The sequence below is a fragment of the Bradyrhizobium altum genome (assembly GCF_020889705.1).
GTDB lineage: Bacteria > Pseudomonadota > Alphaproteobacteria > Rhizobiales > Xanthobacteraceae > Bradyrhizobium > Bradyrhizobium altum.
This window is the reverse complement of the sequence record NZ_JACMYP010000018.1, coordinates 1-13705: the sequence shown is the minus strand read 5'-3', so window position 1 is coordinate 13705 and position 13705 is coordinate 1. Positions and strand designations below refer to the sequence as shown.

Sequence of the window (13705 nt, the reverse complement as noted above, 5' to 3'; positions counted from 1 at the left end):
CCGGAACGACATGTGATCAGGCCTTCGGCCAATCACGCCGCCTTCGACGCGGCGGCGAGCGAGGCGAAGGTCTTGCCTTCGTCGGCGAGCTTCTTGAGCAGCGGCGCCGGCTCGAGCGAAGGATCGTTGGTCTCCCTGGCGTAGAAGGCCAGGCGATCGGCGATGTGCTTGAGGCCCACGGTGTCGGCCCAGAACATCGGGCCGCCGCGATAGATCGGCCAGCCATAGCCATAGAGCCAGACCACGTCGATATCAGACGGACGCGCCGCGATACCCTCGGCGAGGATCTTCGCGCCTTCGTTGATCATCGGGTACATCATGCGCTCGAGGATCTCGTCGTCGCTGACGACGCGCTTCTTGCGGCCGAGGCGCGCCAGCGTCTCGTCGATCAGCTTCTCGACCTCCGGATCGGGCAACGCCGCGCGCGAGCCCTGCTCATACTTGTAGTAGCCCTTGCCGGTCTTCTGGCCGAAGCGGCCGGCTTCGCACAGCGCGTCCGCGATCTCCGACTTGATGCCGCGATCCTTGCGCGAGCGCCAGCCGATATCGAGACCGGCGAGATCGCCCATCGCGAACGGGCCCATCGGCATGCCGAACTTGGTGACAACCGCGTCGACCTGCTGCGGCAGCGCGCCTTCGAACAACAGCTTCTCGGACTGCTTGCCGCGCTGCGCCAGCATGCGGTTGCCGACGAAGCCGTCGCAGACGCCGACCACGGCCGGCACCTTGGCGATCTTGCGGGCGATCGAGACGGCGGTGACCAGCGCATCCGGCGCGGTCTTGTCGGCGCGCACGATCTCGCACAGCTTCATGACGTTGGCGGGCGAGAAGAAGTGCATGCCGAGCACGTCCTGCGGGCGCTTGGTCGACTGCGCGATCTCGTCGATGTTGAGGTAGGAGGTGTTGGAGGCCAGCACCGCGCCCGGCTTGGCGTACTGATCGAGCTTGCCGAACACTTCCTTCTTGACCGCCATGGTTTCGAACACCGCCTCGATCACCAGATCGGCGTCGCCGATGTTCTCGATGCCGACGACGCCGTTGATCAGCGCCATGCGCTTGGCGGGCGCGTCCGCCGGGATGCCACCGCGCGCGGCGGTCGCCTCGTAGTTCTTCTGCATGATGCCCATGCCGCGCTTGAGCTGCTCCTCGCCGGTCTCGATCAGGGTGACCGGGATGCCGGCATTGGCGAACGACATCGCGATGCCGCCGCCCATCGTGCCGGCGCCAAGGATGGCGACGCGCGCCACGTTACGGCCCTTGGTGCCCTCGGGAACACCGGAGATCTTGGCGGCTTCACGCCCGGCGAAGAAGGCGTAACGCTGCGCCTTGGACTGTTCGCCGTTCATCAGCTTAAGGAAGCCCTCGCGCTCCTTCTTCAGGCCTTCGTCGAACGGCAGGTCGATCGCGGCACCGACGGCGTCGGCGGCGGCGAACGGCGCCTCGAGGCCGCGCGACTTCTTGGTCAGCGCAGCGACCGCATTGGTGAAGATCGAACGGTCGGCCTTGGCCGCGGCGAGCTTGCTGTCGTCATCGCGCAGCTTGCGCAGCGGACGCTTCTCGGCGACCACCTTGCGCGCAAATGCCTCACCGCCCGACGCCGGCCCCTCGACGATCTCGTCGATCAGGCCGGCCTTCAGCGCCGCGTCCGCGCCGATCGGATCACCGCCGACGATCATCTTGACCGCGAGCTCGGGACCGACCGCACGCGGCAGGCGCTGGGTGCCGCCGGCGCCCGGCAGCAGGCCGAGCTTCACCTCGGGCAGGCCGAGCTTGGCGTCCTTGGTGGCGACGCGATAGTGGCAGGCCAGCGCGACCTCGAGGCCACCGCCGAGGGCGGTGCCGTGGATCGCGGCAACGATCGGCTTCGGCGAGCTCTCCATCAGGCTCAGCACTTCGGCGAGCCCGGGCGGCTTCGGCGGCTTGCCGAATTCGGTGATGTCGGCGCCGGCGATGAAGGTACGGCCGGCGCAGGTCAGCACGATGCCCTGGACCTGCGCGTCATCGATCGCGCTCTTGATGCAATCGAAGATACCGCCGCGCACGGCAGCGCTCAGCGCGTTCACGGGCGGACTGTTAACCGTGACGACGGCAATGTTGTCATGACGTTCGAGCTTGACGACTTCACTCACCGGGACTCTCCCTGGATGCTTGTTCTTGAAACTTGCGTTGAGTAGCTGCACGACTGGCGCCGAGCGGCTAGATTAGACCAATTTCGCACTGCGAAATTTAATTCCACATCTTGACACGGAGGGTTATTTTGAAGCACGAGCCTTGTCAACGAGCATGACAAGGGTGGGGAATGAAGCGCGCCGGCAAGAAAGCAGCGACCGATCGCAATTTCGTCGTCGCGCTTTCCCGCGGACTGGATGTCCTGCGTGCATTTCAACCCAATGACGGGCTGCTCGGCAATCAGGAGATTGCAGCCCGCACCAAGTTGCCGAAGCCAACCATTTCCCGGCTGACCTACACGCTGACCAAGCTGGGATACCTTACACCTGTACCGAAATTCGAAAAGTATCAGCTCGCGCCGTCGGCAATGGCGCTCGGCTACGCCGCGCTCGCCAATCTCGGCGTTCGGCATTTGTCCGAGCCGTATCGAGAAGAAGTGATGCGCGCGACCGGCGGCGCGGTCGCGGTCGGCGGCCGCGACCGTCACAGCATGATCTATTTCGGCCAGAGCCGGAACGGCCTGGCGCTCGGCGTGCAGCTCGACGTCGGCTCGCGGGTGCCGATCGCGACCACCGCGATGGGCCGTGCCTACATTTGGGCATTGCCACCCGAAGAGCGTGCGGCTTTATTACGCGAGCTGCGGGATCACTATGGCAGCCGCTGGGCCAAGATGCGCGACGGCATCGAACGCTCCGGCGAGACGGTGGCGAAGTACGGCTTCACCATGTCTACCGGCGACTGGCAGGACGACGTCGCCGCGGTTGGCGTTGCATTGAGACTGAACGACGGAACCGGTCCTTACGCCTTCAATTGCGGCGCGCCGGCATTCCGCTTCACGGAAGATAGATTACTCAACGACATTGGACCTCGCCTTGTCGCGATGGTAAGGAACATCGAGCAGGCGCTCGGTGGAATAGCGCCGCAATCCAAAAAGAACAAAGCAAAAAGTCTAGAGTAGGAGGGAAAGTTGCACGTTTGGCCGAGGGGATCAGATAGCCTCCATCGCGTCCGGCGAAATCCATCGCAGGGCCGCTCGCACCGCTCAGAGATGGCGGGCGAGACGAGATGACGCAGGCACAGCTCGCGCAGGGGAATGATCCCCTGCTCGCGGTTCGCGACGTCAGCGTCGTGTTCGGCGGCATCATCGCACTGAATGGCGTGTCGTTCGACATGCGCCACGGGCAGATCCTCGGCCTGATCGGACCGAACGGCGCCGGCAAGACGACGCTGTTCAATTGCCTGTCGCGGCTCTACCAGCCGTCGTCCGGCGACATCCTGATGGAAGGCAAGAGCATCCTGTCGCGGCCGCCGCACCGGATTGCCGAGATCGGCATCGGCCGCACCTTCCAGAACGTCGCGCTGTTCCCCAACCTGTCCGTGATCGACAATGTGCGCGTCGGCGCGCATGCCCGCACCTCGAGCGACATCGTCAGCGACTCGCTGCGTCTTGCCTGGGTTCGCCGCGGCGAGAGCGACATGAACAAGAAGGTGCACGGCATCCTCAACTATCTCGATCTCGAGGACGTCGCCCACACCGTGGTCTCGGGACTTCCGTTCGGCACCCAGAAGCGCGTCGAACTGGCGCGTGCCCTGGCCGCGGATCCGAAGATCCTGCTGCTCGACGAGCCGGCCGGCGGCCTCAATCACGAGGAAGTCTACGTGCTCGGCGATTTGATCCGCAAAATCCGCGATGACCGTAAAATTACGGTGTTGCTGGTCGAACATCACATGGGTCTCGTGATGTCGATCGCCGACCACGTCGTCGCGCTCAATTTCGGCCGCAAGCTGGCCGAAGGCACGCCGGCCCAGGTCCAGGCCGACCCCGACGTCATCAAGGCCTATCTGGGGAGCAAGGACCAATGACCGCGATGCTCAACGTCAAGGACCTGCGCGCCTATTACGGTCAGGTCCAGGCCCTGCACGGCCTCAGCTTCTCGCTCAACGAGGGTTCGTTGACCACCCTGCTCGGCGCCAATGGCGCCGGCAAGACCACTACACTGCGGGCGATCTGCAACATGGTGCGTTCGACCGGCGCCATCGAGTTCGAGGGCAAGCCGATCGGCACCCGTTCCACCGAGAACGTGGTCCGCCTCGGCATCGCCCATGTGCCGCAGGGCCGCGGCACCTTCACCAACATGACAGTGGAGGAGAATCTGCAGTTAGGGGCCATCAGCCGTTCCGACAAGAACGCCATCGGCGCCGACATCGAGCGGATGTACGAACATTTCCCGGTGCTGAAGCAGCGCTACACCCAGCAGGCCGGCACGCTGTCCGGCGGCGAGCAGCAGATGCTCGCGGTGGCGCGCGCGCTGATGCTGCGGCCGCGCCTGATGCTGCTCGACGAGCCGTCATTCGGCCTCGCGCCGCTGATCGTGCGCGACCTGTTCCGCATCCTCGGCAAGATCAATCGCGAGGAAAAGGTGACCATCCTGGTGGTAGAGCAGAATGCGCAGCTTGCGCTCGAGCTCGCCGACCAGGCCCATGTGATCGAAACCGGACGGATCGTGATGTCGGGCAATGCCAAGGACATCGCGAACAACGAAGACGTCCGCAAATCCTATCTCGGCTACTGAGGAGCTGGCACAATGGAGCTTTTTGCCAACCAGGTCCTGGCCGGCATCGCCACGGGCGCGATCTATGCCTGCATGGCGCTCGCGGTCGTGATGATCTACCAGGCCATCGACCATCTGAATTTCGCCCAGGGCGAAATGGCGATGTTCTCGACCTTCGTGTCCTGGCAGCTGATGCAATGGGGTGTGCCATATTGGGGCGCCTTCGTGCTCACCGTCGCGTTTTCGTTTGCCGCCGGCATCGTCATCGAGCGGTTGCTGTTCAAGCCGCTGGCCAAGGCGCCGATCCTGACCAATGTCGCCGGCTTCATCGCGCTCTACGCGATCATCAACTCGGTCGCCGGACTGATCTGGGACTTCACCATCAAGCAGTATCCGACGCCGTTCGGCTCCTCACCGTTCCTCGGCAGCCAGCTGATCTCGACCCATCAGGCCGGCATGATCGGCATCACCCTGTTGATGCTGGTCCTGCTGTTCTTCTTCTTCCGCTTCACCCGGGTCGGCCTTGCGATGCGCGCCGCCGCATCGCTGCCGGAATCGGCCCGCCTGGTCGGCATCAACACCTCGTGGATGATCGCGCTGGGCTGGGGCATGGCCGCGGCGATCGGCTCGATCGCCGGCATGATGATCGCGCCGGTGGTGTTCCTCGAGCCGAACATGATGCTCGGCGTGCTGATCTACGGATTCGCCGCGGCTGTGCTCGGCGGTCTCAGCTCGCCGTTCGGTGCCGTGATGGGCGGCTTCCTGGTCGGCATCTTCGAGAACCTGGTCGGCACCTATATCCCCGGCGTCGGCAATGAGCTGAAACTTCCGATCGCGCTTGCGCTGATCATCGTCGTCCTGGTCGTCAAACCGGCAGGCCTGTTCGGCCGCGCCATCGTGAAGCGAGTCTGATCATGAGCGCCGCTGAAGAAGTCGAAGTTGTCACCGAAGGCCAGGCTGTCGAGGCCGTTCCCAAGCGCGCCATGACGCTCGGCTACGGCACCTCGCTTATCGTGCTCGCCGTGCTCATCCTGATCCCGCTGTTCGTGAAGAACTTCATCATCTTCCAGATGACGATGCTTCTGATCTACGCCCTTGCGGTGATGGCGCTCAACATCCTGACCGGCGGAAGCGGCCAGTTCTCGCTCGGCCAGAGCGCGTTCTACGCCGTCGGCGCCTATACGTCGGCGATCCTGATGGAGCATGCGGGCATGAACTATGCCCTCACGCTGCCGGTCGCGGGCATCGTCTGCTTCGGCTTCGGCTTCCTGTTCGGCCAGCCGGCGCTGCGGCTATCCGGCGTCTATCTGGCGTTGGCGACCTTTGCGCTTGCCACCGCGATGCCGCAGCTCCTCAAGCTCGGCTATTTCGAGCACTGGACCGGCGGCGTGCAGGGCCTGGTCGTGACCAAGCCCGACGCGCCGTTCGGCCTGCCGATGGGGCAGGACATGTGGCTGTATTATTTCACCCTGGCGGTCTCGATCGGAATCTACCTCGCCTCGGTGAACCTGCTGCGGTCGCGCTCCGGCCGCGCCTTCATGGCGATCCGCGACAACGAGATCGCGGCCTCCGCGATGGGCGTCGACGTCGCGCTGTACAAGACGCTGGCGTTCGGCGTCTCGGCCGGCATCACCGGCGTTGCCGGCGGTCTCGGCGCCATCGCGGTGCAGTTCGTGGCGCCCGACGGCTACACCATCCAGCTCGCGATCTCGCTGTTCCTCGGCATGGTGGTCGGCGGCGTCGGCTGGCTGCCCGGCTCGATCGTAGGTTCCGCCTTCATCATCTTCGTGCCCAACATCGCCGAAGGCATCTCGAAGGGCCTTTCGGGTGCGGTGTTCGGCGTGTTGCTGTTCCTCGTCATCTTCCTCGTGCCGCACGGCGCCAGGCAGGTTGCGATCGTTGCCCAGCAACTGGCCGCAAAGCTCAAGAAAAACTAAGAATCTTTAGAACCAAACCAGGAGACGTTATGCTTTCTACCGTTCGGATCGCCGCGATTTCCGCGGCGATCGTCGCTGTTGCCGCGACGTCCACTGCCGCATTCGCCCAAAAGAAATACGACACCGGCGCAAGCGATACCGAGATCAAGGTCGGCAACATCATCCCCTATTCGGGACCGGCCTCCGCCTACGGCGTGATCGGCAAGACCGAAGAAGCCTACTTCAAGATGATCAACGACCGCGGCGGCATCAACGGCCGCAAGGTCAATTTCGTCAGCTATGACGACGCCTATTCGCCGCCGAAGGCGGTCGAGCAGGTGCGCAAGCTGGTCGAGAGCGACGAAGTGCTGCTGGTCTTCAACCCGCTCGGCACGCCGTCCAACACCGCGATCCAGAAATACCTGAATTCCAAGAAGATCCCGCAGCTGTTCGTCGCCACCGGCGCCACCAAGTGGAACGATCCGAAGAACTTCCCGTGGACCATGGGCTGGCAGCCGAGCTACCAGAGCGAAGCGCAGATCTATGCCAAGTGGCTGATGAAGGAGAAGCCGGACGCCAAGGTCGCGATCCTCTATCAGAACGACGACTTCGGCAAAGACTACCTCAAGGGCACCAAGGACGGTTTTGGCGCCAAGGCAGCCTCCAGCATCATCATGGAGGAGAGCTATGAGGTGTCCGAGCCGTCGATCGACGGCCACATCGTCAAGATCAAGGCCGCCAATCCGGACGTGCTGCTGATCTACACCACGCCGAAGTTCGGCGCGCAGACCATCAAGAAGACCGCCGAGCTCGGCTGGAAGCCGCTGCAGATCATCACCAACGTGTCGGCCTCGGTCGGCAGCGTGATGCAGCCGGCCGGCTTCGACAACGCCCAGGGCGTGCTGTCGGCGGCCTATGCCAAGGACGGCGCCGACTCGCAGTGGAACAACGACCCCGGCATGAAGAAGTGGTCCGAGTTTCTCGACAAGTACATGCCGGGCGCCGACAAGACCGACGGCGGCTATGTCTACGGCTATGGCGCCGCGCAGACGCTCGCCAAGGTGCTGGAAATGTGCGGCGACGACCTCACCCGCGCCAACGTCATGAAGCAGGCGGCGAGCCTGAAGGACTTTACGCCGGATACCCTGCTGCCCGGCGTCAAGATCAACACCTCCGCCACCGACTTCGCCCCGATCGCCCAGCTGCAGATGCAGCGCTTCAAGGGTCAGAAGTGGGAACTGTTCGGTGACATCATTTCCGGCGACGTCCCCTCTGAGTGACGTTGCACTGCGGGAATAAAACAACAGCCTCCGCGATAACAGTCGCGGGGGCTTTTTGTTGACGCCCCGCGCCGATCGTATTGAATACTCCAAACTAAGAACTCGAGGTGGGGAAACCATGACTGCCGCACGCCCGTCCCTGACGGCGCTCTTGTCCGCATTGGCTCTGATCCTGACGAGCTGCAATGTCGCGCTGGCGCAGAAGAAATACGACACCGGGGCCAGCGACACCGAGATCAAGATCGGCAACACCGCGCCCTACAGCGGCCCCGCCTCAGCCTATGGCGTGATCGGCAGGACCGAGGCGGCCTACTTCAAGATGATCAACGAGTCCGGCGGCATCCACGGCCGCAAGATCACGTTCATCTCCTATGACGACAGCTACTCGCCGGCCAAGACGGTGGAGCAAACCCGCAAGCTGGTCGAGGACGACGAGGTCCTGCTGGTGTTCGGCTCGGTTGGTACAGCAACCAACGCTTCGATCCGGAAGTACATGAACGAGAAGCAGGTGCCACAACTGTTCGTCGGTTCCGGCGGATCCAAGTGGAACGACCCCAAGAACTATCCCTGGACCATGGGCTGGCAGCCGTCCTACCAGGACGAGGCGCGGGTCTACGCAAAATACATCATGAAGCACAAACCCGACGCCAAGGTTGCCGTGCTTTACCAGAACGACGATTTCGGCAAGGACTACCTCAAGGGCCTGAAGGACGCCTTCGGCGACAAGGCCTCGATGATCGTCGCCGAAGAAGCTTACGAGACGTCGGAGCCTGCGATCGACAATCACATCGTCAAGCTGAAAGCCGCCGGCGCCGACACCTTCATCAGCATCACGTCACCGAAATTCGCGGCGCAGGCAATCAAGAAGGCCGCCGAAATCGCGTGGACGCCTTTGCAGTTCGTCGCCAATGTCTCAGCCTCGGTCGGCGGCGTCATGCAGCCGGCCGGCTTCGAGAACTCGCAGGGCGTCCTGTCGGCGTCCTATCTCAAGGACGGCGCCGATCCGCAATGGGACAAGGATCCCGGCATGGAGAAATTCCTTGCCTTCCTCAAGAAGGATTATCCCGACGCCAACAAGCTCGACGGCGCCACCTCCTTCGGCTACGCCGCCGCACAGACCATGGCGCAGGTGCTGGAGATGTGCGGTGACGATCTCACGCGCGCCAACATCATGAAGCAGGCCGCGAGCCTGAAGGATTATGTCCCCGGTACGCTGCTGCCGGGCATCAGCATCAACACCTCGGCCACCGACTTCGCACCGATCAAGCAGTTGCAGCTGATGCGCTTCAAGGGCGAGAAGTGGGAGCTGTTCGGCGACATCATCTCGAGCGGGCTCAGCAACTAGGACGACGCACGATCTCCACGCAATCGCTTTGCGTGTGTTGCGAGGCGATTCCGCGGCACCGGCTTTCCTCGCAACGCGTTCGACTAAATGACGCGCTCCGCGGCAGCGCCGCGGGGGGGCTTTCTGTTGCTGGCACCTGACGAAAGGTATTCAATGCCGAAAGGAGCCGCAAAGTGCTCCCACTCCAAAAATCGTGACACATTCACCGTGATCCAAGGGAGATCAAAATGCCTGCTATCCGTTTGCGGTTGGGGGCCTTTTCGGCTGTCCTCGCATTGCTCGCAGCGACCACGAGTCCCTCCGTCGCGCAGAAGAAATACGACATCGGTGCCTCCGACAGCGAAATCAAGATCGGCAACATCATGCCCTACAGCGGAGCGGCTTCCGCCTATGGCGTGATCGGCAAGACCGAGGAGGCCTATTTCCGCAAGATCAATGCCGAGGGTGGCATCAACGGCCGCAAGGTTACCTTCATCAGCTATGACGACGCCTACACACCACCGAAGACCGTCGAGCAGGCGCGCAAGCTCGTCGAGAGCGACGAGGTGCTGCTGATCTTCAATTCGCTCGGCACGCCGCCGAACTCGGCGATCCAGAAATACATGAACCAGAAGAAGGTGCCGCAGCTGTTCGTCGCCACCGGCGCCACCAAGTGGAACGACCCGAGGGAATTTCCCTGGACGATGGGCTGGCAGCCCAACTACCAGAGCGAGTCCATCATCTACGCAAAGTACATCCTGAAGAACAAGCCGGACGCCAAGATCGCGGTGCTCTACCAGAACGACGATTACGGCAAGGACTATCTGAAGGGGTTCAAGGACGGGCTCGGCGCCAAGGCCGCATCGATGATCGTCGCCGAGGACAGCTACGAGGTGACCGAGCCGACCATTGACTCCCACATCGTCAGGCTCAAGGCCTCCGGCGCCGACGTGTTCTTCAACATCACGACTCCGAAATTCGCGGCGCAGGCGATCAAGAAGAACGCCGAGCTCAACTGGCATCCGCTGCATTTCCTCAACAACGTCTCCGGATCGATCGGCAGTGTGATCAAGCCCGCGGGCTTCGAGAACGCCCAGGACATCATTTCGTCGCAATATTTCAAGGACCCGACCGACCCGCAGTGGAAGACCGACAAGGCAATGATCGCCTGGAACGAGTTCCTCGATAAATACTATCCGGAAGCGAACCGCGCCGATGCCTCCGTGATGTACGCCTACATCGTCTCGCAGGGCCTGGTGCATGTGCTCAAGGCGTGCGGCGACGACCTGACCCGCGAGAACGTCATGAAGCAGGCGGCCAGCATTCGCGATTACGAACCCGGCGGCCTGTTGCCGGGTGTCAAGGTCAACACCTCGGCGACCGATTTCGCGCCGCTCTCGCAACTGCAACTGATCCGCTTCAAGGGCCAGACCTGGGAGCGCTTTGGCGACATTTTGAGCGGCGACGTCGGCGGTTAACCCGGAATTGTCGACTAAAGACGAGAGCCCCTGCGGCGTTGTCGCAGGGGCTTTTCATTGAGGCGACCTGGGTAAGATGGTATTTTCACCGAATAACAAGAGAGCCCTCGAAACAGGGGGCCGCGACACGTTCGTCTGACAACAGGGAGAGAGACATAGATGTCCGCTACCACAAGACTTGCGGTCCTCGGGGCCGCGCTCGCGCTCGTCGCGACATCCAGCAGCGCTGCGCTTGCCCAGAAGAAATACGACACCGGCGCCAGCGACACCGAGATCAAGATCGGCAACATCATGCCCTACAGCGGACCCGCCTCCGCCTACGGCATCATCGGCCGCACCGAGGCCGCCTATTTCAAGAAGATCAACGATGCCGGTGGCATCAACGGCCGCAAGATCAACTTCATCTCCTACGATGACGCCTACTCGCCGCCGAAGGCCGTGGAGCAGGCCCGCAAGCTGGTCGAAAGCGACGAGGTGCTGCTGATCTTCAACTCGCTCGGCACGCCGTCGAACTCGGCGATCCAGAAGTACATGAATTCCAAGAAGGTGCCGCAGCTGTTCGTCGCCACCGGCGCCACCAAGTGGAACGATCCGAAGGACTTTCCCTGGACCATGGGCTGGCAGCCCAACTACCAGAGCGAGACCCAGATCTACGCAAAGTACATCCTGAAGAACATGCCGAACGCCAAGATCGCGGTGCTGTTCCAGAATGACGATTACGGCAAGGACTATCTGAAGGGTCTGAAGGACGGCCTCGGCCAGAAGGCCGCCAGCATGATCGTGGCCGAAGAGAGCTTCGAGACCTCCGAGCCGACCATCGACAACCACATCGTCAAGCTGAAGGCCAGCAACGCCGACGTGTTCATCGACATCGCGACGCCGAAATTCGCGGCGCAGGCGATCAAGAAAGTCACCGAGGTCGGCTGGAAGCCCACCCACTTCCTCAACAACGTGTCGGCCTCGGTCGGCAGCGTGATCAGGCCCGCCGGCTACGAGAACGCGCAGGGCATCATCTCTGCCGCCTATCTGAAGGACCCCTCGGACAAGCAATGGGACAATGATCCCGGCATGAAGGAATTCTACGCCTTCATGGCCAAGGACTTCTCCGAAGGCGACAAGCTCGACGGCGGCACCGTGACCGGCTACGGCGTGGCCCAGACCCTGGTCCAGGTGCTCAAGCAGTGCGGCGACAACCTCACGCGCGAGAACATCATGAAGCAGGCGGCGAGCCTGCAGGACTTCCGCACCGAAGTGCTGCTGCCCGGCATCAAGATCAACACCGCCGCGAACGATTTCGCCCCGATCAGCCAGTTGCAGCTGATGAAGTTCAAGGGCGAGAAATGGGAACTGTTCGGCGACATCATCAGTGCCGACGTCGGCGGCTGATTTCCTGCCGACGACCGACTGACAACGGCCCCCTGCGATACCGTCGCAGGGGGCTTTTCATTCACCATGGGCCGACCGGCTCGGGCGATGCCTGCTTACACTTTGCCCGGCAATGCGCTAGGAAAACCCGCAAGAACCGAAGAGAACCCGGCGCCCTCGCGCGCCGGCAACAACAAGGAGTTTTCGGGAAATGCCGAAGCCGATCCGTCACCGTGTCGCAACCGCCCTGCTCGGCCTCGCCGTCGCCGCCGTGACCGGCAATGCCGCGTGGGCGCAGAAGAAATACGACACCGGTGCGACCGACACCGAGATCAAGATCGGCAACATCGTGCCCTATAGCGGCCCGGCGTCGGCCTATGGCGTGGTCGGCAAGGCGATGGCCGCGGTGTTCAAGAAGGTCAACGACGATGGCGGCATCAACGGCCGCAAGATCAATTTCATTTCCTATGACGACGCCTATTCGCCGCCGAAGGCGGTCGAGCAGGCCCGCAAGCTGGTCGAGAGCGACGAGGTGCTGTTCCTGTTCGGTACGCTCGGCACCGCCTCCAACACCGCGATCCAGAAATATCTCAACGCCAAGAAGGTGCCGCAGCTGTTCGTCGCCACCGGCGCGACCAAGTGGAACGATCCGAAAGCGTTCCCGTGGACCATGGGCTGGCTGCCGAGCTACCAGAGCGAGTCGCGGATCTACGCGAAATATCTGCTCAAGGAGAAGCCCGCCGCCAAGGTCGCGGTGCTCTACCAGAACGACGACATGGGCAAGGACTACCTCAAGGGCCTGGAAGACGGCTTCGCCAGCGATCCGGCGCGGATCGCCGCCAAGGAGAGTTACGAAGTCGCCGAACCCACCATCGATTCCCATGTCGTGCGGCTGAAATCCGCCAATCCCGACGTCATCATCTTCTTCACCACGCCGAAATTCGGCGCCCAGGCGATCAAGAAGCTCGGTGAGATGAACTGGAAGCCGGTGACCATCGTCTCCAACGTCTCGGCCTCCACCGCGACGGTGATGCGTCCCGCCGGGCTCGACAATGCGCAGGGCGTGATCTCGGCGGCCTACGCCAAGGACGCCAGCGACCCGCAGTGGAAGGACGACGCCGGCATGAAGGCGTTCGACGAACTGCTCGCCAAGTACATGCCCGACACCAACCGCGTCGATGCCTCGGCCATGACCGGCTACAACATGGCAACCACCATGGTCGAGGTGCTGCGCCGCTGCGGCGACGACCTCACCCGTGCCAACGTCATGAAGCAGGCGGCGAGCCTGAAGCAGTTTGCGCAGGGCGGCCTGCTGCCCGGCGTGACGCTGTCGACCGGGCCCGCCGACTTCCAGCCGATCGAGCAATTGCAGCTGATGCAGTTCAAGGGCGAGCGCTGGCAGTTGTTCGGCGACGTCATCAGCGGCGAAGTCGCCGGAAACTGACCGCGTAACGAAAGCACAGCCATGACCGACCGTCGTCCCTTCCTGCGTTCGATCTTCGATGCTGCGGTGGCGGCTGCGCATCCCGATGTCGTGCTGGCATCGCGGCTTCGGCCGGCGCCGAAGGGACGCGTGATCTGCCTCGCCGCCGGCAAGGGCGCCGGCGCCATGGCCGCGGCG

11 protein-coding genes and 1 pseudogene are annotated in these 13705 nt (G+C 62.8%); 11 read left to right on the top strand and 1 reads right to left on the bottom strand.

Annotation, left to right across the window (positions count from 1 at the left end; translation table 11 throughout):
* Positions 1-32: 32 nt before the first annotated feature.
* Positions 33-2129, bottom strand: a complete 2097-nt coding sequence (locus tag H8B02_RS07815) for a 3-hydroxyacyl-CoA dehydrogenase NAD-binding domain-containing protein (RefSeq protein ID WP_229165679.1) — start codon at positions 2127-2129, stop codon at positions 33-35.
* 170 nt (positions 2130-2299) lie between these two features.
* Between H8B02_RS07815 and H8B02_RS07810 the strand changes: the two are divergent.
* The 11 genes and pseudogenes from H8B02_RS07810 to H8B02_RS07760 all read left to right on the top strand — a co-directional run.
* Positions 2300-3165 (top strand): annotated as a pseudogene (locus tag H8B02_RS07810) (IclR family transcriptional regulator).
* A gap of 69 nt (positions 3166-3234) precedes the next feature.
* Positions 3235-4032 carry an ABC transporter ATP-binding protein gene (locus tag H8B02_RS07805; protein ID WP_229165678.1) on the top strand — a complete coding sequence of 266 codons (798 nt, stop codon included), beginning with the start codon at positions 3235-3237 and terminating at the stop codon, positions 4030-4032.
* The gene (locus H8B02_RS07800) at positions 4029-4742 is read left to right on the top strand and encodes an ABC transporter ATP-binding protein (protein WP_229165677.1); all 714 of its coding nucleotides are present in this window, start codon (positions 4029-4031) and stop codon (positions 4740-4742) included. Before H8B02_RS07805 ends, H8B02_RS07800 begins: the two co-directional genes overlap by 4 nt.
* Positions 4743-4754: 12 nt before the next feature.
* The gene (locus H8B02_RS07795; protein ID WP_229165676.1) at positions 4755-5633 is read left to right on the top strand and encodes a branched-chain amino acid ABC transporter permease; all 879 of its coding nucleotides are present in this window, start codon (positions 4755-4757) and stop codon (positions 5631-5633) included.
* 2 nt (positions 5634-5635) lie between these two features.
* Positions 5636-6658 carry a branched-chain amino acid ABC transporter permease gene (locus H8B02_RS07790; RefSeq protein ID WP_229165675.1) on the top strand — a complete coding sequence of 341 codons (1023 nt, stop codon included), beginning with the start codon at positions 5636-5638 and terminating at the stop codon, positions 6656-6658.
* Between the two features lie 29 nt (positions 6659-6687).
* A complete protein-coding gene (locus H8B02_RS07785) occupies positions 6688-7917 on the top strand; it encodes an ABC transporter substrate-binding protein (RefSeq protein ID WP_092119463.1) in 1230 nt (409 codons plus the stop codon).
* 118 nt (positions 7918-8035) lie between these two features.
* Complete coding sequence (locus tag H8B02_RS07780) at positions 8036-9262, top strand: ABC transporter substrate-binding protein (protein WP_229165674.1); 1227 nt, start codon at positions 8036-8038, stop codon at positions 9260-9262.
* A 227-nt stretch (positions 9263-9489) separates the two neighbouring features.
* A complete protein-coding gene (locus H8B02_RS07775) occupies positions 9490-10719 on the top strand; it encodes an ABC transporter substrate-binding protein (RefSeq protein ID WP_229165673.1) in 1230 nt (409 codons plus the stop codon).
* A gap of 159 nt (positions 10720-10878) precedes the next feature.
* Positions 10879-12105, top strand: a complete 1227-nt coding sequence (locus H8B02_RS07770) for an ABC transporter substrate-binding protein (protein ID WP_229165672.1) — start codon at positions 10879-10881, stop codon at positions 12103-12105.
* Positions 12106-12295: 190 nt separating this feature from the next.
* Positions 12296-13528: an ABC transporter substrate-binding protein gene (locus H8B02_RS07765; RefSeq protein WP_229165671.1), complete on the top strand. Its 1233-nt coding sequence runs from the start codon at positions 12296-12298 to the stop codon at positions 13526-13528.
* Between the two features lie 21 nt (positions 13529-13549).
* Positions 13550-13705: DUF4147 domain-containing protein (locus tag H8B02_RS07760; RefSeq protein WP_229165717.1), on the top strand; the 156-nt coding region annotated here is incomplete at its 3' end.